Annotated in this window: 22 protein-coding genes; 10 read left to right on the top strand and 12 right to left on the bottom strand. The window is 39.6% G+C overall.

Going from position 1 to position 25,501, the window contains the following annotated elements; all coding sequences use genetic code 11:
• The first annotated feature begins 80 nt into the window (after positions 1-80).
• Positions 81-1,463: a DUF3329 domain-containing protein gene (locus PKC55_RS00535; protein ID WP_291130612.1), complete on the top strand. Its 1,383-nt coding sequence runs from the start codon at positions 81-83 to the stop codon at positions 1,461-1,463.
• A 12-nt stretch (positions 1,464-1,475) separates the two neighbouring features.
• Here PKC55_RS00535 and PKC55_RS00530 read toward each other — a convergent pair whose 3' ends face one another.
• From PKC55_RS00530 to PKC55_RS00510, 5 genes are all read right to left on the bottom strand, one after another.
• The gene (locus PKC55_RS00530; RefSeq protein ID WP_135104778.1) at positions 1,476-2,123 is read right to left on the bottom strand and encodes a LysE family translocator; all 648 of its coding nucleotides are present in this window, start codon (positions 2,121-2,123) and stop codon (positions 1,476-1,478) included.
• A gap of 302 nt (positions 2,124-2,425) precedes the next feature.
• Positions 2,426-4,711 (bottom strand): TonB-dependent receptor, encoded by a 2,286-nt coding sequence (locus PKC55_RS00525; protein WP_291130615.1) that lies wholly within the window; start codon positions 4,709-4,711, stop codon positions 2,426-2,428.
• Positions 4,712-4,908: 197 nt separating this feature from the next.
• The gene (locus PKC55_RS00520) at positions 4,909-5,289 is read right to left on the bottom strand and encodes a DUF8478 family putative metalloprotein (protein ID WP_291028711.1); all 381 of its coding nucleotides are present in this window, start codon (positions 5,287-5,289) and stop codon (positions 4,909-4,911) included.
• A 17-nt stretch (positions 5,290-5,306) separates the two neighbouring features.
• On the bottom strand, positions 5,307-6,722 hold the full coding sequence (bamH, locus tag PKC55_RS00515; RefSeq protein WP_283685858.1) for a DUF4270 domain-containing protein: 1,416 nt from the start codon (positions 6,720-6,722) through the stop codon (positions 5,307-5,309).
• Positions 6,723-6,819: 97 nt separating this feature from the next.
• Positions 6,820-7,626: a glycogen/starch synthase gene (locus tag PKC55_RS00510; RefSeq protein ID WP_135104774.1), complete on the bottom strand. Its 807-nt coding sequence runs from the start codon at positions 7,624-7,626 to the stop codon at positions 6,820-6,822.
• A 229-nt stretch (positions 7,627-7,855) separates the two neighbouring features.
• Here PKC55_RS00510 and panC point away from each other — a divergent pair, with 229 nt between their 5' ends.
• The 3 genes from panC to PKC55_RS00495 are packed head-to-tail and all read left to right on the top strand — an operon-like array spanning position 7,856 to position 10,492.
• The gene (gene panC / locus PKC55_RS00505) at positions 7,856-8,707 is read left to right on the top strand and encodes a pantoate--beta-alanine ligase (protein WP_283685857.1); all 852 of its coding nucleotides are present in this window, start codon (positions 7,856-7,858) and stop codon (positions 8,705-8,707) included.
• A gap of 15 nt (positions 8,708-8,722) precedes the next feature.
• Positions 8,723-9,076 (top strand): aspartate 1-decarboxylase, encoded by a 354-nt coding sequence (panD, locus tag PKC55_RS00500; RefSeq protein ID WP_006843338.1) that lies wholly within the window; start codon positions 8,723-8,725, stop codon positions 9,074-9,076.
• A gap of 60 nt (positions 9,077-9,136) precedes the next feature.
• Positions 9,137-10,492, top strand: a complete 1,356-nt coding sequence (locus tag PKC55_RS00495; protein WP_291130620.1) for an MATE family efflux transporter — start codon at positions 9,137-9,139, stop codon at positions 10,490-10,492.
• 40 nt (positions 10,493-10,532) lie between these two features.
• On the opposite strand, the gene PKC55_RS00490 is transcribed toward PKC55_RS00495, so the two are convergent.
• A complete protein-coding gene (locus PKC55_RS00490; RefSeq protein ID WP_291130623.1) occupies positions 10,533-11,243 on the bottom strand; it encodes a tRNA1(Val) (adenine(37)-N6)-methyltransferase in 711 nt (236 codons plus the stop codon).
• A gap of 199 nt (positions 11,244-11,442) precedes the next feature.
• Here PKC55_RS00490 and lon point away from each other — a divergent pair, with 199 nt between their 5' ends.
• The 6 genes from lon (at position 11,443) to PKC55_RS00460 (ending at position 17,155) form a co-directional block, all read left to right on the top strand.
• Positions 11,443-13,932 (top strand): endopeptidase La, encoded by a 2,490-nt coding sequence (lon, locus tag PKC55_RS00485; RefSeq protein ID WP_283685854.1) that lies wholly within the window; start codon positions 11,443-11,445, stop codon positions 13,930-13,932.
• Positions 13,933-14,082: 150 nt separating this feature from the next.
• Positions 14,083-14,637: a DUF4199 domain-containing protein gene (locus PKC55_RS00480; RefSeq protein ID WP_135104769.1), complete on the top strand. Its 555-nt coding sequence runs from the start codon at positions 14,083-14,085 to the stop codon at positions 14,635-14,637.
• Between the two features lie 7 nt (positions 14,638-14,644).
• On the top strand, positions 14,645-15,595 hold the full coding sequence (locus tag PKC55_RS00475; protein WP_291130625.1) for a glycosyltransferase family 2 protein: 951 nt from the start codon (positions 14,645-14,647) through the stop codon (positions 15,593-15,595).
• 86 nt (positions 15,596-15,681) lie between these two features.
• A complete protein-coding gene (locus PKC55_RS00470; protein WP_291130627.1) occupies positions 15,682-16,200 on the top strand; it encodes a nitroreductase family protein in 519 nt (172 codons plus the stop codon).
• Positions 16,197-16,775, top strand: a complete 579-nt coding sequence (locus PKC55_RS00465) for a manganese efflux pump MntP (RefSeq protein ID WP_291028703.1) — start codon at positions 16,197-16,199, stop codon at positions 16,773-16,775. The genes PKC55_RS00470 and PKC55_RS00465 overlap by 4 nt, the downstream gene beginning before the upstream one ends.
• A 128-nt stretch (positions 16,776-16,903) precedes the next feature.
• Positions 16,904-17,155, top strand: coding sequence for a DUF4834 family protein (locus tag PKC55_RS00460; RefSeq protein ID WP_006843346.1), 252 nt, complete (start codon positions 16,904-16,906; stop codon positions 17,153-17,155).
• A 71-nt stretch (positions 17,156-17,226) separates the two neighbouring features.
• On the opposite strand, the gene PKC55_RS00455 is transcribed toward PKC55_RS00460, so the two are convergent.
• The 6 genes from PKC55_RS00455 to recN form a co-directional block, all read right to left on the bottom strand.
• Positions 17,227-17,895, bottom strand: coding sequence for an HD domain-containing protein (locus PKC55_RS00455; RefSeq protein WP_006843347.1), 669 nt, complete (start codon positions 17,893-17,895; stop codon positions 17,227-17,229).
• Positions 17,896-18,021: 126 nt separating this feature from the next.
• Positions 18,022-19,422 (bottom strand): asparagine--tRNA ligase, encoded by a 1,401-nt coding sequence (asnS, locus tag PKC55_RS00450; protein ID WP_291130631.1) that lies wholly within the window; start codon positions 19,420-19,422, stop codon positions 18,022-18,024.
• Positions 19,423-19,521: 99 nt separating this feature from the next.
• Entirely contained in the window at positions 19,522-20,967 is a 1,446-nt protein-coding gene (locus PKC55_RS00445; protein WP_135104763.1) for a pseudouridine synthase, read from the bottom strand.
• A 77-nt stretch (positions 20,968-21,044) separates the two neighbouring features.
• Complete coding sequence (gene purB / locus PKC55_RS00440) at positions 21,045-22,388, bottom strand: adenylosuccinate lyase (protein ID WP_135104762.1); 1,344 nt, start codon at positions 22,386-22,388, stop codon at positions 21,045-21,047.
• Between the two features lie 333 nt (positions 22,389-22,721).
• Positions 22,722-23,825 (bottom strand): DegT/DnrJ/EryC1/StrS family aminotransferase, encoded by a 1,104-nt coding sequence (locus tag PKC55_RS00435; protein WP_291130637.1) that lies wholly within the window; start codon positions 23,823-23,825, stop codon positions 22,722-22,724.
• Positions 23,826-23,830: 5 nt separating this feature from the next.
• The gene (recN, locus tag PKC55_RS00430) at positions 23,831-25,495 is read right to left on the bottom strand and encodes a DNA repair protein RecN (protein ID WP_324371809.1); all 1,665 of its coding nucleotides are present in this window, start codon (positions 25,493-25,495) and stop codon (positions 23,831-23,833) included.
• Positions 25,496-25,501: the final 6 nt, after the last annotated feature.

The raw sequence follows: 25,501 nt of genomic DNA, 5'->3' as shown, positions 1-25,501 counted from the left end.
ATAATAACAAAGCAGCAAGACAATTTATCTTGCTGCTTTTGTTTTTTATTGTATTTTTGTAGCAAACTTACAATAACTTCATGTACGCCCAGAACAACAGTTTCGATCATGGAGTATCTCTTTTTCGAAAAATATATAGCAAGACGGAGAGACTCTTATATTCTATCAGCAACACCAAAACAAAGATAAGGGCGTGTTGGATAGTTGTGATACTAATCTGTTTCACAGCTCTATATTCACTAAACAGATTGACTCCTATTATATCCGATGACTTTGCATATCTCTTTATCTACGGAGAAGAAGGTCGTATCACTTCGATCAAGGACATTATACATTCTCAAGTCAACCATTACTACATGTGGGGAGGACGCTCCGTTGTTCATTTTATCGCACAAATACTGCTAATACTTCCTACCAATGTAGCAGATCTACTAAATACACTAGTTTATTTAAGCTATATCTTCTTAATCTACCTGCACATCAAAGGAAGAACAAAAAATAGTATTTTCTTATTCTTAACCGTCAATCTTGGAGTATGGTTTTCACAACCCGTAATTGGCGATACCATCTTTTGGCTAACGGGCTCTGCCAACTACCTTTGGGGAACATGGCTGATTTTACTATTCCTTTTGCCCTTCAGGCTGTATACAGGAAGAGTATCAAGGCCTATATTACAAGCTTTTTACTCTATGTGTATTTTCATACCGGGAATACTAGCCGGATGGACAAACGAAAATACAGCGGCTGCAATGTTAGTGATTGTTATAGGCTTTTTCATATATTACCGTTCGCACAAGTGGGCTATTCCTGTTTGGGCTATTGCGGGATTTGCCGGAGCTATTATAGGCTTTATCATCATGATAGCTGCTCCGGGAAACTTCGTAAGAGCGGGAGAATCCACATCATTCAGCCTATACAACTTAAGTTATCGTCTATTTATGTGGACGCTTACATTTTTTTATTATAGCGGACCTCTTTTTCTTATTACTCTCATTTCCGTTATCACTTTCAGTCGTTTCTCGAGAGGAGATAAAAAAGACAAAATGAAGCTTGTGCTTATATATACAGTAGCTGCTATTGCAGCAGTATACGCCATGCTGGCTTCACCTACATTCCCCCGCAGAGCACTTTTCGGCGTTGTCACTTTCCTTATTATTGCCATAGGCATCTGCTTTTACAACCTGGATTATAAAAACGTATTTTTGAGGCAAATAAGACTTATCGTAGTATCAGTATCACTGATAGCCTTTTTATTTACCTTTTATCTGGGCTGGAAAGAAATTAATTCATACAGCAAGATAGTAGCACAACGGGAAGTTGCTATAAAACAAGCGAAAGAAAAAGGTTTAGATTATTGTGAATTTACACGATACAACGGAAGTTCGTACATACACGGAGAAGACCCATATTCAGAGGAGCTAATGTCTCGCTATTATGGGATAAGGATCAAACTAAAAGATTGAAACGGCATTAAGCTAGAAGATATCTATTCCCATCAGCGTACCTGTAATAATACCGGCTACACCCAGACCTACCAATAATACCCCTATGATCTTATTAAATATCTGAAGCCCTCTGGGATTGAAGCGGGAACGCAGTTTATTAACAAAATAAGTGACTAGCAGCCACCACAGCATAGCTCCGATACCAATAAAAGATATGGTAAGAAGATCGTACCCGAAAGGCTTATCCGCATCAATCACATTGAAACGAGCAAACAGGGCTATATAAAGAAATAACGTAGCAATATTGGAAACGGTAAGTCCTAGCGAAGAAGCAAAGACCTTCCAGAAAGACATAGCATTTTCTTTTAGTTTAGTAAGGCTTTTCGACGGGTTTTTATTAAAAACTACATACCCGAAAGCAATGAGGACGACACTACCCACAATCTTAAGAGGGCCTTCGTGTTGTTGAATAAATTCGGTGCTGAACCCTAGACCTAAAGCTGCAATAATAGCAAGTAATGCTATCAACATATCACCCACAGCGGCTCCGAGTCCGGTTATCAACCCTTGCTTCTTTCCTTCATTCAGAGTACGCTGAATACACAGCATACCAACAGGTCCCATAGGAGCAGAAGATAAAAAACCAATAAATAATCCTTTTATAATGATATATACCATTAACTATATATTAGTGGAACACCCTGTCTGTCAACAGGGAAAAACTATAAGGTTTCATTTTTTTATAGTTAAGAGTCCCTCTCAGCTTCACAAAGATAGTATCAAAATCTTAGAATATGACACAAATGCGGTAAAACCGAGTTTGAGATTAAGGATTTTTAATCTAATCGAATCATCATCGGTGGTTTAAAAATATCAATTTATATTTTCTTTTATCTTGTTAAATAAAAAATTGAAAAGTGGAGAATAAAAAGGAGAAGGTGCCCCAAGAGTCTTACGCCATCCTTGAGACACCTTTATATTTATATAGAACTTATTTTAAGACCAATAAAGAATGTACGAGGCAATGATGGCCCATAAATGTACTCAGAATCCCTGTTAGGGCCTTTGTCGTAATCTTTCTGTATCTGGTTGAACATGTTCTGTATTCCGCCATTAATCTCCACTTTGTTAGTAGCATTCAGATTGAAGAAATAAGACAACTTCACGGTCATATCCACAAAGCTGCGTGTTTTTACAGTCACATCTTTATCAACACCCTCTGCACCGGCAAAGTGGGGAGCCAACATAGAGCCTGTATACACACCCGACAAAGACACGGCATAGCTTTTCTTAGGCGTAGCCATTGCCGAAAAGAACCCGTAGGTATCAGGTGATCGGAGCATCTTCTTCACAGGTTCTACATACGACTCTGACGACCAGCTTACGGGCTCTGTATAGCGGCTTCTCTGCCAAGTAAATCCTCCTTGCAGCTCAAGCCAGTCGATAGGCTGTATTGTTGTTTCCAGATTCAACCCGTATACGTATGCACCATCTCCATTCTTGCGGGTCATTATAATATTACCCATAGCGTCGGTTCCTGTTTCTTCTACTATAAACACCCTGTTTATCTTATTGTAAAATCCTTCGACAAGAAAATAGGAATAAAACTTATTATTAAACAAAGTATAATCAAATCCTCCATTGATAGCATTCGAATATTCACGTTTCAGGTTTTCACCAAGAACAGTAATTGTAGCCTTTCCTCCGATAACAGGTACGTCCAGATCAGAAGCAATTATTTCGGGAGCTCTGTATCCCATCGAATATGCCGCACGCAGATTCACCTTCTCTCCCACTCTGTATCTGATGCTTGACCGGGGAATGATATTTATATTACTCAGCTTGTTATGCTTGTCACCTCTTATTCCTACAATGAAAGTCAGCTTGTCGTCGCGCCATTCATTCTGCGCATAGAGGCTACTTACATTCAAAATTTGCTTTATATTCCGGCTATGAATCGTATCATGAAGGTTTGTATACTCTTGTGTAAAACCTACAGTAAATTTAGCAGGCATAAACAGCAGTTTATCGGAATTCACCTCGTAGCGAACAGTACCTGTAGCTGCCAGTTCGGATGTATTACCGTACCCATTCAGATCACGACCGCCGCCATAGTAACTATCTCTACCTGTTTTTTGAATAGAGCCATTCACCGTCAGCTTACGTTTGTTATCGTCACTCGAATGTACATAACCTACACTCCCTGCATGTATACTATAATCTGTAGTCTCGGCTATCTCCGCTTCATGGGGTGGGCGATTGAGATTATCTCCTCCCCTTCTGTACTCGGAGATATAGTGATATTCGAGCGTGAGCTTATCATTTAAAGTAGGCTTTGTAAAACTGCGGAAACCAATAGATGTCGCCTTATTTTTTCCAATTTCGGAGAAACCATCATCATTGGCATCCCATGCATTACGATGGCGCATATTAGCAAATAATGAAATACCCGAAGTCTTTGTCCTGTCTACAAATGAAGAGTTGAGAGACAGGATATTATCTGCCGATTTTCCGTCTATCAAAGACATATTGTATTTTGCCTGATAAGAATTTTTCTCCGGCTCTTTTGTTATCACATTAATAACTCCACCAATTGCATTTGCTCCATAAAGTACAGAACCGCCACCTCTGATTACTTCTACTTGTTCTATCATATTAGTCGGCATCTGTTCTAATCCATACATTTTAGATAGGGATGTAAATACAGCTTGTCCGTCAATAAGCATTTGCGAGTACTGCCCCTCCAAACCATTGATGCGGACTTCTTGTGTACCGCAATTCTGGCAATTGGTTTCTACACGCAAGCCCGGCATATAATTCAAGCCTTGCGAGAGCGATACGGAGTTGGTAGCCTCAAATGTTTTTGTTGTAAGCTCGTTCACCACCACAGGCGAAATCTTCCGATTGAGAGCCCTCAAAGATGCTGTTACTGCAATTTCGCCGAGTTGCTGATTCTCAGGTTCTATGTACATGGTTACATTTCGGGTAACACCCTGCCCTATAGTTACCTCTTGCCTTATGGGAGCATATCCGATATACTGAGTTACCAGAATATATGTCCCTGCGGGCATTTTGTCGATAGAAAAATGCCCTGTTTCGTCTGTTACGGCAGCATGCTTGGTTTTATCGATATAAACAGTTACACCCGGAAGGTGCTCTTCGGTTTGCCCATCGAGGACATGCCCTTTGATTGATGAAGTTTTCGATTGCGCTATAGAACTTATAGCATATAGTATATAGAATGATAAAAGTATAATCTTTTTCATATTGATTAAATATATAGTAATGGTACAATAACAATGCAGTAATGCACCATTTTGTATGATGTATTGGCAACACAAATCTCGTCGAAGAAATTTGCATTACACTTTTTTGGGAATAAGTTAAATGAATAAAGATTGAAGCATGAACACTTCAATCATAAGGAGGAAATCAATTCCTCATAATTAGACTTTATATTGTCTCAGGATAGAAATGAAGGGGGTGCTCTATAGTTGGCAGAATACAGAACAGGAGGAATTACATCCTTTAGTATTACCTGCTTGTATGTAAAGATTATCTCGGGAATATATATATCACCGATATGGGAAGATACAGCCTCAAAAGAAGCTAGATTAGATACCTGATTGAAAGTAAAGAAACCGGCTGAGGTATGATGATGAGTTTCGAATGGCAGTTGCCTGTTATCGTCACCACCTTTTGCCAGTTTTTTGTATGGGTGGGAATGTACATACACCACTCCATTGTAGACGTGGCTATGTACAAAATAAGATACACAGCCCAGATATCCTATATACAATAGGAATAATACTCTGGCTGTGTATCTTATTTTATTTCTCGACACTATATCTTTTTAGCTAATCATTTCGAGGTGCTGTTATAGTTACTGAATATAAGCCCCATCTTCATATTATTAACATCTGTTCTGAATATAGCTGAAGCAGGAGTCATTAAGTTGTAAACATTTGTGTACATAGTAACACTCGACCCTGAAGACGTTGTAGACGATTGAGTCTTAGTCGAAACAGGTATAACCAAATATTTAAGATCAGGAATATTGTCTTTTCCTTTATAATAATCCATATAGTGATTAATCAGGTTAGCGATATTATTCACTGTACTACTCGCTATATTTCCATAGACGAAGTTATAAATATTAGTCGTCGATGACCGCTCCATGACAAAACTGGTTTTAGCATCCGGTCTATTCTTATTCCTATCTGAGAAGAAATTAGTCAAAGAATCTTTATTTATAAACAAAAGAGTTGATGGTCTTCCCAAATTGGTTTTTTCTTCCTCTTCGGTGAATCCTTTAATCTTAAAGTTAGCAGCGTTCAATTTATTATTTTTCTTGCCCGTCTCTTCGGCTTTTTTCATTATTTCAGCCAAAGGTATTGTCAATTCGGTACATACTCCCGCCGGGCTTTTCATGTATGTACGTGTATCATTGTTAGTAAACAAGTAATCAGGATTTTTGTTCTGAATGTGGTTCAACTGTATCACTTCGGGCGTAAATGCCATTCTGAACACCCCTACTCGAACAGAGTCTTCAGTATCAGCTACATTTCTGCCATTATATTTAAGATATACCTTAAATATTGTAGTACTCGCGCTAATCATTGTTCCCGAACCAAAGGTAGATGTAAGATACATACCTTTAAAGAATTTACGGAAAGAATCAGAGTTTTTGAATGTTGCACCTTTCGAGTTCACCCATTCATCATAAAACTCTTGCCCCATATCCTTTTTGAGGCGAAGTGAATACGTCCTTTGACCGCTATTGTTCGGAGCAGAAGTTACTGTAAATATACCTTGTCCTAGAGGTTGCGACATATCACAATATTTCTTCGGATCTATATTCGTAAAGAAATTAGCAGTAAGAGGTTGTGTTGCTTTGTATGCAGCTATACCAAACGGAGCGATACTATCACCCAGATACTGATCTGAAATGACCTCAAGAAAAGTCGAATCGATAGAAAGCGTCTTTGGTGGAAACTCAGTATTTTCAGGACAATATAGTTCCGATAAATAGTCAGACTTTATGTTCCCGAATACAGGGTCCACATAATTTCCTAATAACCCCATTTGAGATTTGGCATATACCGAATCTTCGAGCGATACGGTTCTTGCTGTTATGGCAACAGTATCAACATATACAAATATATCGTCTCCTTCGGGCAGTATAGAATTTCCTATCTTGTTCAAATCGTCATCACAAGAAATAAAAACAACCATCAGGATTGTAATTATCAGACTCAGTAAAGCTTTACTCTTCATTCAAAATTAAGGGTTAAATTAAATTGGTTTCAAATATCCAAAAAAATGCTGTTCTCATGAAATAAAACAGCATTTTTCTATTTTTATTTTAGATACTTTAAAGATTCTCGTAAAAATTATTGATTGCATCAACAGAATTTTCCAGATCTCCCTGATAAGGAAGGAAGTTTTTACCTGATTTACTTGCGTAATCGAGTACATCTTTATTGATCAAATCTTCACTTTGTATTACTCCGTCTGCATTTTTAATCGCAAATTTAGCCAGAGTTTCGAAATCAACAACACCTTTTAGGTCTGTGATTTCCTTATCTTTTATTCCGTCGAACTTTAATTTGTCGATAAATTTATTGCTGAACGGCTTCTTAAAGTCATCATTATAGAGAGAGTAAACAACCTTTGAGTTTTTGAAACAAGGGTCGTCAGCATACGCTGTCTTAATATAAAGACCTGTAAGTGCTGTCATCCAACCATGACAATCGATTACATCAGGTATCCAACGAAGTTTTTTTATTGTTTCCAATACACCCCTCACATAGAATATGCTTCGTTCGTCATTGTCGTCAAACTCCACTCCGTGATCATCCGCCACAGTATATTTACGTTTGAAGTAATCATCATTATCTATAAAGTAGATCTGCATGCGGGCAGCCTGTATCGATGCCACTTTTATTATCAGAGGATGGTCTGTATCATCTATTATAAGATTCATTCCCGATAGGCGTATAACTTCATGCAACTGATTACGCCGTTCGTTTATACTGCCGAACTTCGGCATAAACGTTCTTATTTCCTGTCCTTTTTCTTGTATTGCTTGAGGTAAGTATCTACAATTAGTTGCTATTGGTGAATCCGGCAAGTAAGGAGTGATCTCCTGCGTGATGTATAAAATCTTTTTAGTACCCATTTAATTATAATCCTCTTCTGTTTCTTGAATTGAAAGTACAAAGATAATAAAAAAAAATCTTGTTTTTTGCAAATTTTACAAGACAAAATCCTGCAACCCTTTAATTTAAGGTCTTTCTTCCTTGTTTTGGTGAAGATTTATTCGTTAAAATTGAAACAAAAAAGCCTGATTGTTTCGTCGTTACACAAATATTTAGTTGCTTTGTATCCGCTTTTGATTTTTGAAAAAGATGAGATTATTAAATACTGTAAAAGAGGTACAAGATGTTGTTGCACCATTGCGCCTGAAAGACAAAAAAATAGGATTCGTACCCACCATGGGTGCACTGCATAACGGTCATATTTCTCTTGTAAAACAATGTATCGCAGACAATGACATCTCTATTGTCAGCATATTTGTAAACCCGACACAGTTTAACAACAAAGAAGATCTTGTAAAATATCCGCGCAACCTGGAACAAGATTGCCTATTTCTGGAAAAAGCAGGCGTAGACTTCGTCTTTGCTCCTTCCGAAAAAGAAATATACCCCGAGCCGGATACAAGAGAGTTCGATTTTGGACAGATTGACAAAGTGATGGAAGGCGTGCATCGCCCCGGGCACTTCAACGGTGTAGCACAAGTTGTAAGCCGTTTGTTTGACATTGTAAAACCTGACAAAGCTTATTTTGGAGAAAAAGACTTCCAGCAATTGGCTGTAATCAGGGCTATGGTCAAGCAACTGGAGCTGCCGGTACAGATTGTCCCAATGCCAATAGTACGGGAACCCAGCGGACTGGCACTAAGCAGTCGGAACGAAAGACTGAACGCAGCTCAAAAACAGGTAGCTGTAAATATATCTAAAACCTTATTCGAAAGTAAGGAATGGATGCAATCCCAGACCGTAAAAGAGGTAATAGACAAAGTAACCAATCAGCTCAATTCTCATGAAGAGTTGGATGTGGAATACTACGAAATAGTAGACGGCGATTCTTTACAGTCGGTAAACAACTGGCAAGAATCTGATTATATAGTAGGATGCATCGCAGTATTTTGTGGCGATGTACGTTTGATAGATAATATTGTATACAAAGCGAAAGCTTAATTATAAAGATAAAAAATGATCATAGAAGTTGTAAAATCGAAGTTACACCGTGTTACTGTAACCGAAGCCAACTTGAATTATATCGGAAGTATCACGATAGATGAAGATTTGATGGACGCGGCAAACCTGATAGAAGGCGAAAAAGTCCAGATCGTCAACAACAACAATGGCGAACGCCTCGAAACATACGTCATCAGAGGCGAACGTGGATCGGGTGCTATTTGCCTAAATGGAGCTGCCGCCCGCAAAGTACAACCGGGAGACATTGTTATTATAATGTCTTATGCCCAAATGGAGTTTGAAGAAGCTAAGTCTTTCAAGCCATGGGTTGTATTTCCTGACACTAAGACTAACAAGATTATCAAATAAGACCTATTTTTAGGAATTTGTATTAACTCTGCTATTGGCAAATAGCAAACAGCTAAACTTATGCATTCATATACATATAAAGATATATGGAAGGTAAGTATTCCTATTATGTTAGGATTACTTGCCCAGAATATTATACAACTCACAGGTACTTTTTTCCTCGGACATGTTGTCAACCCCGACCACCCCGGTTTGGCGGGTATATACCAAAGTGCTTCGGGACTTGCGGGAATATATTATGTAGCCATTTTTACGCTTTGCTTCGGTTTCAGTATCGGTGGGCAGATTATGATCAGCCGTCGCAATGGCGAAAAGAATTACGATAAGATAGGTACTATCGTGATACAGGGGCTTATGTTTTTACAAGTATTTGCTCTTATTCTGTTTTTCATGTCACAGCTACTGATCGATCAGGTGCTGTCTACATTCCTCAAATCGCCGGACGTATTTGACGCTATCGACAGATATTTATCAATACGCATCTACGGGTTTTTCTTTGCGGCATTCAACGTAATGTTCCGTGCATTCTATGTAGGAATCGCCCGCACAAAAGTATTGACATTCAATGCAATCACAATGGCTGTTGTAAATATCATAGCCGACTATGCCCTGATATTCGGTAACTTCGGTTGCCCCGAAATGGGAATTGAAGGTGCTGCCATCGCTGCTGTATTGTCAGAGATAGCCTCTGTGCTATTTTTTACCATATATACATTTGCAACCGTCGACTTCAAGAAATATGGTTTTGCAAAGATGAAATTCAAGCTATCCATTATCCGAAGCATCCTGAATATATCATCCTTTACGATGGTGCAGTATTTTATCTCCATGTCTACATGGTTTATCTTCTTCGTTGCCATAGAACAGCACTCCGAAGATGCGCTTAAAATAACAAACCTCGTCCGAAGTTTCTATATGGTTTACTTTATTCCGATGAATGCTTTGGCCACCACCGCCAACACACTGGTGGGTAATACAATGGGCGCAGGGAATATAAAAGGAGTTATCCCCCTTGTGAAGAAAATATGCTTATTAAACCTGGGAATAATCGTTCTCATGATGGGAATAACATTTATTTCTCCCGAGTTTTGGATATCAATCATAGCTCCTATAGATCAGAAAACGCTTATTGGAGAAACGGTAATACCTCTCATCGTATTACTTTTCTCGCTACCGATATCAGCGCTAAGTATTGTAGTATTCAACTCCATATCTGGAACAGGAAACACCAAAGCTGCCCTTATATTGGAAATGATAACAATGGTAATATACATTGTGGCTATGTCGTGGATAGTAATATATAAGGAAATGTCTGTAGCGTGGTGTTGGACTGTAGAATACTTTTATTGGGGACCTCTATTAATATTCTCAATCGTATATCTTACACGAGCCCGATGGCAAAATAAAGTAGTGTAGGAAAACAGTTATAGCGAAACGTATAATCCGAAAAATAAATTTACATTTTCAGATAAAAATCTTTCAATAAAGCAGTAAAGTCATCTGAATATACATGTCTTGCTTTTTCTATAATCAAATCATTTTCGATTGGTGTGGCTTCTTCTTTCGACAGTTCTATCAGAATGCGTTTTGGTACAGAATCAGGGGTAGGAAACACATTGGCAATACGTGACACTGATAATTTATATTGTTCTGCAAGCTTTATAAGCTCTACTTTGTAATCAAAAGGATAGATAAAAGACATCCGCCCCCTTTGAGACAAAAGTGAAGCAGACAAGCCAATCAAATCTGCGACAGGCAAACTATCTGTATGCCTTGCCAAAGAACGTTCTTTGTTTGGCGACTTTAAGGATTGTACAAAAAAAGGAGGGTTGGAAACAATCACATCATATCGTTTCTCAGCTTTTGAGCTAAACTCTTGCAACGAAGCATTCCAAGAATTGATACGGTTACCAAATGGAGAATTTTCAATATTATCGTTTGCCTGGCTTACAGCATCGCTATCAATGTCTATTGCGTCTATTACAGCTTTTTCGTTGCGCTGAGCCATCATCAACGAAATGAGTCCCGTACCTGTACCTATATCCAGAATATTATCGCCTGAAACATTGACCCATGCACCAAGCAAAACACCGTCTGTACCTACCTTCATGGCACAACGATCGTGATAAACTGTAAACTTTTTGAACCTAAAATAAGGATTCGGCATATCTATATAAGTAACATTTTTATAGTAGAATCAATGTATAATTTTTTATTACATGTATTATACTATCACTCATTCAAAAAATCTATAACCATTTATGGCATAAATTTTGTTATATATGTAAGCAAAGTTAGTTATTATTCCATATTTTTATCTGCTTCTTGTAAAAAGGAGCATAAAAACAAAAACAAGGATTATAAATATGTTTAGTAAAAAGAAAGATTTTCTCAGTCTCGAAGAAAACAATGGACCGGTTATATCGATCATAGCTAATGACTTCGATGATGGAGATTGCTATATAAATGAAAACGACCTGAAAGAAGAAATCGCGATTCTTCCGCTAAGAAACACGATTATTTTTCCGGGGACGAGCATGCCGATATCCGTTGCACGAAAAAAATCGTTGAAGCTGATAAAAAGTGTAAGCCGTCTGAAAGGGAAATACGTGGGACTTGTCTGCCAAAAAGACGCAGACAACGAAGAACCCGAAATCAACGACCTGTATTCAATAGGCGTTATTGGCGAAATTATACGTGTAATCGAGCTTCCAGACGATGAGAACGTGACTGTCATCTTTCAAGGAAAAAAACGTTTTCGCCTGACAGAACTGACACAAACCGAACCATTCCTTAAAGGAAGATACGAAATAAAGGAAAGTGTTCCTGTTCTCAAGACAGACACAGAATACAAAGCACTGTTAGATTCTATTCGCGACCAGATGATACTCATGCTACGTATGTATGGCGAACCACCAAAGGAATTCATACAGCGAATAAAGTCGGATAGTGTATCTTCGGTATTGGTAAATTACTGTTGCGCAAATCTGCCTGTTTCGGGATCGGAGAAGCAAGCTCTGTTGGAAATAGACGACGAAAAAGAACGTGCTTACCGCCTATTGGTTATCCTCAATCGTGAAACTCAGATGATGGAGATGAAGCTCAATATACAAATGAAAACACGTGAAGAGCTCAACCAACAACAAAAAGAATACTTCCTTCAACAACAGATAAAAACAATTCAGGACGAATTGGGCGGAAGCCCTCAACAAGCCGACCTCGAAGAGTTTAAGCAGAGAGCAGCAAAGAAGAAGTGGGGTAAAGATGTAGCCGCTATTTTCGAAAAAGAAATAACAAAGCTCGAACGCCTGCATCCGCAGTCGCCCGACTACTCTACTCAATATACATATATAGAAACCATACTCGACTTGCCTTGGGGTGAGTACACGAAAGACAACTTCAATCTGAAAAATGCTCAGAAAGTGCTCGATCAAGATCACTTTGGTTTGGAGAAAGTAAAAGAGCGTATTATTGAGCATCTTGCCGTACTGAAACTGAAAGGTGACCTCAAATCGCCGATCATTTGTCTTTATGGCCCTCCGGGAGTAGGTAAAACATCCTTAGGCAAATCTGTAGCAAAAGCACTCAACCGTAACTATGTGAGAGTGTCTTTGGGTGGATTGCACGACGAGTCCGAAATACGAGGACACCGCCGTACATATATAGGTGCGATGCCGGGACGTATTATTCAGAATATACTGAAAGCCGGTTCTTCAAATCCTGTGTTTGTGCTGGATGAAATCGATAAAATAGGTAGTGATTTTAAAGGTGATCCGTCTTCTGCACTATTGGAAGTCCTTGACCCTGAACAAAATTCAACATTCCACGACAATTACCTGAATATCGATTACGATTTATCGAAAGTAATGTTCCTTGCTACAGCAAACAACCTATCGACCATCTCTCAGCCATTGCTCGACCGTATGGAACTGATAGACGTGAGCGGATACATTATAGAAGAGAAAATAGAAATAGCTCGCCGTCACTTGATACCTAAACAATTGGAAAATCACGGACTGACAAAAGACGCTATCGATATCCCGAAAAAGACAATAGAAAAAATTGTAGAAAACTATACCCGCGAATCGGGAGTACGTGAACTGGATAAGAAGATTGCCAAGATTATGCGTAAACTCGCTCGTAAGGTAGCTTCTGACGATGAATACAAGAAAGTGATCGATCCGGATGATTTGCAAGAATATCTGGGAGCAGTAGAATATACCCGTGATCAATATCAGGGTAACGAATATGCTGGAGTCGTTACAGGCTTGGCTTGGACCTCGGTAGGTGGAGAAATTCTGTTTATAGAAACTTCGCTAAACAAAGGCAAGGGCGGCAAACTAACCCTTACAGGAAATCTGGGGGATGTGATGAAAGAATCGGCAATACTTGCACTCCAATACTTACAGTCGCACGGACAGCAATTGCTCGGTATCGACGAAAAGGTATTCGACAACTGGAATGTACATGTACACGTTCCCGAAGGAGCTATTCCGAAAGATGGCCCGTCAGCAGGTATAACAATGGTTACATCGCTGGCTTCGGCTTTCACCCAACGCAAGGTTAGACCAAATCTGGCAATGACCGGAGAAATAACCCTGCGTGGAAAAGTTCTTCCTGTGGGTGGCATCCGTGAGAAAATACTGGCTGCAAAACGTGCCGGAATAAAAGAGATTATCCTTTGTAAAGAAAACAAAAAGAATATAGATGAAATCAAACCTCTATATCTCAAAGGATTGACTTTCCACTATGTAGATGACATAAAGGAGGTTCTCGATATAGCTTTGCTAAAAGAGAAGGTGAAACACCCTTTAGACTTAACCATAAAAGAAGAAAAAGAGAACAAAGGGAACTAATAGGTAAAGATATTTCTGAATACATAAAGAGGCTGTCTAATTTTTTGGATAGCCTCTTTCTATAATACTCTACCCTCTTACTTATTTCTTGGTAATTGTTTATGGGTCTGCTTTATAGAATCTGATAATTTTCTTACATTTGTATCACTTATGGCAAAAAATCAACGTTTAGGCGAGAGCTTCTCTATAATCAACAGATATGCTATGTTTTATGGTCTGTTGCTCGGATTGTTCTGGGTTATCAGATACATATTTCTAATTGTAGCAGGCATAGGTGTATCAGACAGGTTTGCATTCATCTTTTATCTGCTCAACATTGTCACATTGCTGGTAGTGTATATTTTCTATTACAGGTTTAAGACTTCCGACCCCGACAATCCGCAAAGCGCATGGCATTGCATCGCCTTTACGGTATTGATGTGCTTTTACGCCTCTTTTCTCGAAGGTGTAATCATGTTTGCTCACTATCAGTTTATCGACCCGGCATTCTTTAGCCGCATGATAGAGCCGGTGATGAAAAGTATAGAAGTTGCCCCTATAATAAAAGTACCTGAGGCCGACTACGAACGGGCAAAAGACATTATGAGAGTAATATTTTCCAACAAACTGACATATATCGTAATGGAATTTATAAAGAACATATTCTTAGGATTTTTCCTTAGCTTTGTTCTCAACTTTGTAGTCAAAATAAAAAAGAATAACTAAGGCATCTATGGATATATCTGTTGTTATACCTTTATATAATGAAGAAGAATCGCTAAGCGAGCTCCATGCGTGGATAAAAAGGGTTATGAATGAGAACGGCTTCTCGTACGAGATCATTTTTGTTGACGATGGCAGCAAAGACCGTTCTTGGGAAATAATATCTGATTTAAAAAAATCGGACAAAAATGTAAAAGCAATCCGATTCAGACGCAACTATGGCAAATCTCCTGCCTTGCATTGCGCCTTCGGACTTACAACCGGCGATGTTGTGATCACAATGGATGCCGACTTGCAAGACAGTCCGGACGAAATACCGGAACTCTACAAGATGATAAAGGAAGACAAGTATGATCTTGTTTCGGGATGGAAAAAGAAACGTTACGATCCACTGTCGAAAACATTGCCGACAAAGCTATTTAATGCCACAGCAAGAAAAGTTTCGGGAGTGAAGCTCCACGACTTCAACTGCGGGCTGAAAGCCTATCGCAAAGATGTGGTGAAAAGCATAGAGATATATAACGATATGCACCGTTATATACCATACCTTGCAAAAATAGCAGGGTTTACAAAAATTACAGAAAAAGAAGTACACCACCAAGCCCGAAAATACGGCAAAAGTAAATTTGCCGGATTCAGCCGTTTTGTAAACGGTTATCTCGATTTGCTAACCCTTTGGTTCTTATCGGTATTTGGACGAAAACCAATGCACTTTTTTGGACTATGGGGTACTGTCATGTTCTTTATCGGATTCATAGCTGCTGTTATTTTAGGTTGCAGCAAATTGTATGCTATGAGCAAAGGAATAGCGCACCCGTTGGTGACTAGTTCACCGTACTTCTTTATTGCTATGACAATGATGATACTGGGAACCCAACTTTTTCTTGCGGGATTTCTGGGAGAGATTATCTCACGCAGTTCGAGCGAAAGGAACAATTATAAAGTAGAAGAAGAATTATAAGTAAGTCTGAATATCAGCCTATAGCTGTATCCTTTTCATTACATTAAGAATAAAAGGATATCAGTTAAGACTACTACATAAAGCTAATGCGACTAAAAAATCTTATCGAAAACCGCTATTCGGTTAGGGCTTACATGCCTCAACCTATAGAAGCGGAAAAAGTGAATTACATTCTTGATTGTGCACGCCTGGCACCATCAGCTTGTAACTATCAGCCTTGGGTATTCTATGTTGTTACCAACAAGGATGCAATAGAAAAAATACAGGAATCGTACAACAGAGAGTGGTTCAAATCGGCACCTATGCATATTATCGTTTGCAAAGACTCTGAGCAATCGTGGAAAAGGAAAAACACTGACAATAAAGACTTTGGTGATGTAGACGCAGCCATTGCTGCCGAGCATATATGCCTCGCAGCGGCTGAAACAGGCTTAGGAACGTGTTGGGTTTGTAACTTCGACCCTCATATTCTGCGTAAGGCTCTCGATATACCGGCTCATCTGGAAGCCATAGCCATATTCCCCCTCGGATATATTGACGAAGAAAAAAGTATTAGCCCAAACAAAAACCGCAAGGGACTGAACGAGATTACAAAATGGATATGATCCAAATTATTATATTAGCAATAGGCCTGTCGATGGACAGTCTCGTTATAGCACTTACCAGTGGGGCTATAATAAAAAATCACGACACGATCAACATCCTGAAAATAGCGGGTATGCTGGCATTCATGCAAATGAGCCTCACTGTTTTCGGATGGTTTATAGGCTCTACATTTGCTGAATATATCGACGAGTACGATCATTGGCTGGCATTTATCATTCTCTTTTTCTTAGGCACAAGAGTAATATACTCGAGTATCAAAAACGAAGGAGAGAGTAAACCATTCAATCCGCTTAATTTTAAAACCATGTTTAGTCTGGGCGTTGCAACCAGTATCGATGCCACAGCCGTAGGGCTATCCATGTCGCTAATCAATATAAATATATTCTTTCCGGCAATAGTCATAGGTGTAGTCACAATGCTTGTAGCTTCGTTTGGCGTGATATCGGGAAGCAAAGTAGGACAACGGTACAACCTTAGAATAAATATCATAGGAGGCATTATCCTCATCATTATCGGATGCAGTATACTTATGCAACATACAGTTTTTCATCACGAAGGGCTGGCTATTATCTGATATTGTTTACAATGCTAAAGTCTTGTTAAATAAATAAAACTATTACATCTAAAGGCTTATATACGTGTTATCTTTAGTAAGGCAAATATTATATTTGCTTTGCTTATAATTTATAAAACTAAAAACAAATGACACTTATATTCTTTCTGATATTTTCCATTGCTATTTTAGGGATAATGTTTGTCTTTTCTCTGATCAGGGGAGTAGCGTCTTTTATATTCGGAAGACCATCGTCTTCTCCTTTTTCGGGACAAAGGGCAAATAATACTTATTCATCGAATAATAACGAGCAATACAATCACTCATCAAAAAACGATCAGCGCAAAGTCTTTTCGAAGAACGAAGGCGAATATGTAAAGTTTGAAGAGATAAAAGAATAGGAAAAAGTAAACATAAACAAAAAGCAGAAAGTCTAACGGTTTTCTGCTTTATTTGTTTATACATTAAATGTCTACATTATCGCATTACCATTTATATTCAATTTAAAGCTGAACCCGAAATAGTCTGTCGCCTTACGGCATAGGAGCATACGCTCTATAAAGATCTCAAAATATTCCATCACAGCACTTATCTTCGTATCAATTGTAAGACAAAGCGTTATAGTTTTATTCTCTGTGTCGAGTTTTAAATCCGCTTTCTCTACCGCATAGTTTACTCTATCATGTATATCGGTATGTATAGTTCTTTTGCGGCGTACCCTGCTGCGACGCACATCTGTCTTATCGGCAATAATGAGTGCTGCCGCTACAGCATTGACAGGGAAGGCTGTTTTTTCATCATGGTTTCCTATAGCAGTGATAATCGTTGCAATATCTTCGGCTGGCATACCCATTTTTTCTAATAACCTAAAAGCCATCACTGCTCCGCTTTGCGCATGGTCGGCACGATTTATTACATTCCCTATATCGTGCATATAAGCAGCTATTTTTGCCAATTCTATATCCCGATCTTCATAGCCCAGATCTTTTAGTAATTGTCCTGCAACTTCGGCGCATTTGGTTGTATGGGCAAAGCTATGTTCGGTGTATCCCATCACAGCCAATGATGCGTCGGCCTGCTTGATATATGTTTTTATTTCCTGAGACTTCTTTACGTCTGCAAATGTTATTTTAATACTCATATTCAGTATTTGTAGGGTGTGGGGCTACAAATATATTATTTTTTGAGTAATACAAAGAACTAACTTCTTAAAATAAAAAGAGCAGCAAAATATTTTGCTGCTCTTCCATATACTTGATTACCTGATTTAAAACTCGGCATTGTTTGGTGTACGAGGGAAAGGAATCACATCACGGATATTCGCCATACCTGTAATAAAGAGGATAAGACGTTCAAATCCTAATCCGAAACCGGCATGAGGCGCTGTTCCGAATTTACGTGTTTCGAGGTACCACCAAATAGGGTCTGTATTCATACCTAGCTCCTTGGTACGAGTAATAAGTTTATCATAATCAGCTTCACGCTCCGAACCTCCGATAATTTCTCCGATCTTTGGGAAAAGGACATCCATTCCACGAACAGTTTTACCATCTTCGTTCTGTTTCATATAGAAAGACTTGATCTCCTTTGGATAGTCGGTCAGGATAACAGGACGTTTGAAGTGCTTTTCTACCAGATAGCGTTCATGTTCCGATTGCAAGTCAGCTCCCCAATAAACAGGGAATTCAAACTTGTGTCCGCTCTTCTCGAGTATTTCTACCCCTTCGGTATATGTAAGACGTACAAAGTCGTTAGCTGTAACAAAGTTCAGTCGGTCTATCAATTCTTTATCAAAATGCTCGCTCAGGAATTCAAGATCATCCTTACAATTTTCCAATGCATAACGTATCAGATATTTAAGGAAGTCTTCCGCCAAGTCCATATTGTCGTGGATATCATAGAACGCTACTTCGGGCTCTATCATCCAAAATTCGGCAAGATGTCGTGGAGTATTTGAATTCTCGGCACGGAATGTCGGACCAAATGTATAAATAGCACCAAGAGCCATTGCTCCAAGCTCTCCTTCGAGCTGTCCCGATACGGTAAGGTTGGTCTGGCGTCCGAAGAAATCTTCGGCATAGTCTACCTGCCCTTTATCGTTGCGTGGAACATTATTAAAGTCGAGTGTAGTTACCTGAAACATAGACCCTGCACCTTCTGCATCCGAAGCGGTTACAATAGGAGTATGGAAATAGAAAAATCCATTATCATTGAAATATTTATGAATGGCATAAGCCATATGGTGACGTATACGGAATATTGCACCGAAAGTATTTGTACGAGGGCGCAGATAAGCAATCTCTCTCAAAAACTCGAGTGAGTGCCCTTTCTTTTGCAAGGGATAAGTTTCAGGGTCTGCTGTTCCGTAGATCTCTACTGAATCTGCCTGAATTTCCATTGTTTGCCCCTTACCCTGCGATTCCACTAACTTTCCGATAACATGGATACATGCTCCGGTAGTTACAGGTTTGAAGAACGTCTCTCCAAATTTTTCCACATCGGCTACGATCTGAAGATTATGAATTGTAGAGCCATCGTTCAGGTGAATAAAATTCACATATTTATTACCACGAATAGTTCTTACCCATCCTTTTACGGCGACTGTAGCTCCAAATTCTTTCTCTTTTCGGAGCAGATCTACAATTTTTGTTCTACGAATACTTTCCATTTTTGTAATGTGTATTAAATCTTCAATTTGTCTATTTTGAACAAACTTGGCATAATGCCTTTTTCAGGTTATGCCAAGTCTTCATTTAATATAATTATTTTATTCAAAAGCTCCCATACGAAGCATGTTCACTTCTTTTTCGGTCAGATAACGCCATTTGCTTCTCGGTATGTTTTTCTTTGTCAATCCGGCAAAGTATACACGGTCGAGTTTCACCACCTGATAACCTAACTTTTCGAATATACGACGAACAATTCGGTTACGTCCCGAGTGTATTTCAATACCCACTACATTCAGTACATCTTCTGCCTGATATGCGATTGAGTCGGCATGTATCTCTCCATCATCCAGCTCTACTCCGTCGGCTATAGCCTGCATATCTTCGATAGCTACGTCACGGTCGAGAGTTACCTGATAGATTTTCTTTTTCTTAAACTTAGGATGCATCAGTTTAGACGCAAGGTCTCCGTCGTTTGTCAACAATAAAACACCTGTTGTGTTTCTATCGAGACGACCAACCGGATAGATACGTTCAGGGCAGGCATTTTTCACCAAGTCCATCACAGTAAGACGGTTTTGCGGATCATCTGATGTTGTCACACAATTTTTCGGTTTGTTGAGCAATACATATACTTTACTTTCCAAGCGTACCGGTTGATCGTGGAATGTAACCAAGTCACCACGTGTAACTTTTGCTCCCAACTGATCTACTACCTCACCGTTTACCTTCACTACACCCGATGTGATAAACGCATCAGCTTCGCGACGAGAACATACTCCGGCATTAGCCAGATATTTGTTCAAACGTAAAGGTGTACTTGGATCTATATTTTCTTTGTACTTTACAGGCTTAACAAGTCTTTTAACTCCTTCGGCTGCCTTATTATAGCCACTGCCACCACGGTTAGCACCACCATAACTGCTACCGCCGCTGCGATTACCGCCGCCATAGCTACCGCCACCGCCACGATTGCCACCGCCATAGCTACCACCTCCGGTACGATTGCCGCCGCCATAACTGCTGCCTCCGGTACGATTACCGCCACCATAGCTGCTACCTCCGGTGCGATTACCACCGCCATAGCTACCGCCACCACTGCTGTAGTTGCCACCGCTACGGTTACCACTATTGTAATTACCTCCACGATTGCCCGAGTCATAGTTACCGCCACGGTTACCACCGCTGCTATAGTTACCACCGCTACGGTTACCGCTATTGTAATTACCTCCGCGATTACCAGAATCGTAGTTACCGCCACGACTACCTGAATAGCCACCGCCGTCTCTATCTCTATTATCGGAATAACCGCCACCGCTATATGATCGACGTTCTTCGTTTCCTCTATCGTAAGAAGAGCCTTGTCTGTCGCCACCAGCCTTATACGGATTTCTTTCTTTTCCACGGTCAGGGCTATCGTAAGATTGTTTGCGTAGATCGCCTACACGAGCTCGCTTCTTCTTTACAGGATCATTTCCATTTGATTTGTTTTCTGATGAAGAGTAACCATCCCGGCCGTCTCTATCATTTCCATTTTCTGTCACCATTTGATTTTTTTCTTGTTTAATTATATTACATTCATTTTTTTCAAAACAACCTCACGGTTATTATACAACGTAAAAATTTATACACCAGTGTAAGTATGAGGTGTAATTTTTCTCAGTTCATCTTTCACAGCATCACTGACATTCAGCTCATCGATGAATTCTGCAATTGATTCTGCTGTAATTGCATTGTTCGTACGAGTAAGAGCCTTCAGTGCTTCATAAGGTTTCGGATATCCTTCACGACGAAGAATCGTTTGAATTCCTTCTGCTACAACTGCCCAGCAATTGTCCAGATCTCTATATAATGCTTCTTTATTCAATAATAATTTATCCAACCCTTTCAATGTACTTTGAATAGCAATCACGATATGCCCCATCGGTATACCGATATTACGCAATACAGTAGAGTCTGTCAAGTCTCTTTGCAAGCGCGAAACAGGCAGTTTACCAGCCAAGTGCTCCAATATTGCATTTGCTATACCTAGGTTACCTTCTGCATTTTCAAAATCGATAGGGTTTACTTTGTGCGGCATTGCCGATGATCCTATTTCGCCCTCTTTGATCTTTTGCTTAAAATATTCCATCGAAATATATTGCCAAAAATCTCTGTTGAGGTCTATCATTATCGTATCGATGCGTTTCAAAGCATCAAACACCGCTGCCAAGTTGTCATAATTGGATATCTGTGTTGTCCACTCTTCTCTCACCAAGCCCAACTTTTCGGATACAAACTTGTTTCCAAAAGCTTTCCAGTCATATTCGGGATAGGCTACCGTGTGTGCGTTATAGTTTCCTGTAGCTCCTCCAAATTTAGCCGACAAAGGTACCGATCGGAGCAATTGCAACTGAGCCTGAAGGCGGCTGGCAAAAACCATAATCTCCTTACCCAAGCGTGTTGGTGATGCCGGTTGTCCGTGCGTTTTGGCGAGCATAGCTACGTCAGCCCAAGCCTCAGCCTGAGATGTAAGCTTCACGATCAACTCGTCGAGCAAAGGATAATACACGTCTGTCAAAGCATCTTTTAAAGATAATGGTACAGATGTATTATTTATATCCTGCGAGGTAAGTCCAAAGTGAATAAACTCTTTGTATTGTTCAAGCCCAAGCTCATCGAATTTCTCTTTTATAAAATATTCGACAGCTTTTACATCATGATTTGTTACTTTTTCAGTCTCTTTTACACGTGAAGCATCTTCTTCCGAAAAATTATCAACGATAGACTGCAGTTTAGGAAAAACTTCTTTATCTATATTTTTCAATTGAGGTAGCGGCAATTCGCATAGAGCTATAAAGTATTCTACTTCTACTCGCACGCGATACTTTACAAGGGCATACTCTGAAAAATAATCGGCTAGTTTCTCTGTCTTATTGCGATAACGACCATCTATTGGCGAAATGGCAGTTAAGGGAGTTAGTCTCATTTTATGTTATAAGTACTTATGTGTTTTTAATTAGTCTTTTCTTAAAAAATCTCTCTTTCAATATCACTACTTACTTTGAACTACAAATATACAACAAAATATAGTTCTAAAAGGTTTTTATAGACTGTAAATCATCGTTTTTTTTATCTTTTTAAGACAAAACAAAACAGCCTTGAAGTTCTTTACCTGAAGAGCATTTATAAAAACATTGTACCGCATTTCTTACGAGATAAAAAATTCACTTCGAATTTCTCTATATGCGTTTACAATTTTCTTTAAAAAACGAGAGAAGCGAACACCACACAGAAGATAAAAAAACTAACAATCAAAGAATTAAAAACTATTTAAAGTCTTAATTATCTTTACCAATTCATCTTCTCGCAAAGACGGATAAAGCGGAAGACTCAATACCTCATCTTGCAACAGTTCCGAAACAGGCAAATGCAAATGATTTAGTTCAGCATAAGCCGGCTGTTTGTGTATAGCATAAGGGTAATGTATTTGAGTCTGGATGGAGTTTTGCGATAAGTACTGTTGGAGTTCTTCACGATCTTTGCAACGCAACACAAACAAATGAAACACATGGCTACCCCAATCTCTTATTTCGGGTAAAATGAACCTGTCATTTTTTATGTTATCCAAGTAAAACTTTGCAATCTCCCGACGGCGTGAATTATCCGCGTCCAAATATTTTAATTTAACTGAGAGTATTGCAGCTTGCATTTCATCAAGACGGGAGTTCAGTCCCTTGTAGTTGTGTATATATTTTTCATCTGAACCATAATTTGATAAACTATTCACCACCTCTGCCAATTGTGCATCGTCCGTTGTTACAGCTCCTGCATCGCCCAACGAGCCAAGATTCTTTACAGGATAAAAGCTAAATGCTGCCGCATCACCAATACTACCCGCTTTTCTGCCTTTATAGACTGCACCATGCGCTTGTGCAGCATCTTCGATAAGCAGAAGGTTATATTTGAATGATAGTTGCTTGAGCTTATCCATATCTGCGACTTGCCCATATAGATGAACGGCAATTATAGCACAGGTTTTGTTTGTTATCTTTTCTTCTGCTGAAGCAGGATCGATATTGTATGTCACAAGGTCGCAATCTGCCAAAACAGGAACAAGCCCGGATTGCGAAACGGCTAAGGCCGTAGCGATAAATGTATTTGCAGGAAGAATTACCTCATCACCCTCCTTTATACGCCCCATCACCATATATCCCATCAGAATGAGACGCAGGGCATCAAGACCGTTGCCCACACCCACACAGTGAGAGACACCGCAATAAGAAGCAAATTGAGACTGAAAGGATTCATTCGCCGCTCCTCGTATATACCAGCCTGAGTGTATAATACGAGCAGTTGCTTCTTTCAGTTCAGTTGCATAGCGTTCGTTTTCTCGTTTTAAGTTAAGGAATAAAATTTCGTTCATGCTGTTTAGACTTTTTTGCCCAACATTACTTTCGCATTTTGTATAGCTGCCTCTGTTACTGTAGAACCACTCAGCATACGGGCTATTTCCGTTAAACGTTCTTCTTCGGACAAGCGCACCAAGTTTGTAGTTGTGGTATGTTCGTCTTCCGATTTGTAAACCTTGTAATGCGCTTTACCTTTGGCTGCAATCTGAGGCAAGTGTGTTATTGCCAGCACTTGCATATTCTTGCCAAACTCACGCATCACCTCTCCCATTTTGTCTGCTATCTCGCCCGAAACACCTGTATCTATTTCATCGAATATAATAGTAGGCAATGCGGTTGCACCTGCAATCATGGATTTGAGGCAGAGCATCAGACGTGAAATTTCACCGCCGGAGGCTATCTCCGCAACAGGCTGTAGAGGTATATTTTTGTTTGCAGAGAACTGAAATAGCACACTGTCTAACCCATATATATTGGGATGTTTCTCTGTTATAATTTCACTTCTGAAACGAATGTTAGGCATACCCAGATAAGCAACCCGATCGGTGAGATCTTTCTCGAAACTATCGGTTATCGACGTACGACTATCAGTCAACTGCTTAGCTAGAGCGAATACCTTTTCCGACTTTTCGTGGACTTCCTTTTCAAGAGCTTCCACTTGCTGATCGGATGACTCTATATTTTCTATCTTTTGTTTAAATTCTTCATACAAAGCCAACAGTTCTGACACAGCATTTACATGATATTTCTTCTGCAATGTGTAGATCAGATCGAGCCGTGATTCGATAAAAGCCAAACGCTCAGGGTTGAATTCCACGTCGTTTGCGAGCTTATCCATTTCGGAGGCAAGGTCTTTAAGATCGATATACGCTGTTTGCAAACGCTCGGATATTTCTTCCGAACGGGCATATACCTTTGCTAACTGTTGAGACGTATTGAGTCCTTCTTTGAGACCCAGCACGATTCCCTTATCATCGTCAGACAACAAGGAGTGTATCTTGAATAATGCCGACTTTATATCTTCGGCGTGAGTAAGTGTCTCCAGTTCGTTTTCCAATTCTTCCTGCTCTCCTTCCTGAAGAGCGGCTTCTGTCAAGGATTCGATCTGAAAACGAAGATAATCTTCTTCCTCTTTACTTTTCCTCACCGCTTCACGCAGCTCTGCCAATGCCTTTTCCGATTGCTTGTATTGATGGAAAGCTTGTTGGTATCTGCTCAGCAACTCTTTGTTGCCCGCCAAAGCATCTACCACCTGCATTTGGAAACGGGTGTCGGATAGCAACAAGTTCTGATGCTGCGAGTGTATATCGATCAACTGACCACCCAATTCTTTCAGATCAGTGAGTGAGACAGGCGAATCGTTGATAAATGCTCTTGATTTTCCGGTAGAGAGTATTTCCCTGCGCAGGATATAACTATCGGGATCGTACTCTATGCCTTTCTCTTCGCAGAAAGCTCTGAGATCGTATGCCGAAACATCGAACGATCCTTCGATAACACATTTACTCTCCCCCTGCTTGATAGCCTTGATATCGGCACGCTGCCCAAGTATAAGAGACAGTGCCCCCAGAATAATAGACTTTCCGGCTCCTGTTTCTCCGGTAATAACAGAAAAGCCAGACTCGAAGTCAATTTCAAGACTGTCTATCAAGGCATAATTTTTTATGTATAGCGATCTTAGCATGGCTAA

The organism is Dysgonomonas sp., assembly GCF_035323175.1.
In the GTDB taxonomy this organism is placed as follows: domain Bacteria; phylum Bacteroidota; class Bacteroidia; order Bacteroidales; family Dysgonomonadaceae; genus Dysgonomonas.
This window is presented reverse-complemented; position numbering and strand designations above follow the sequence as displayed.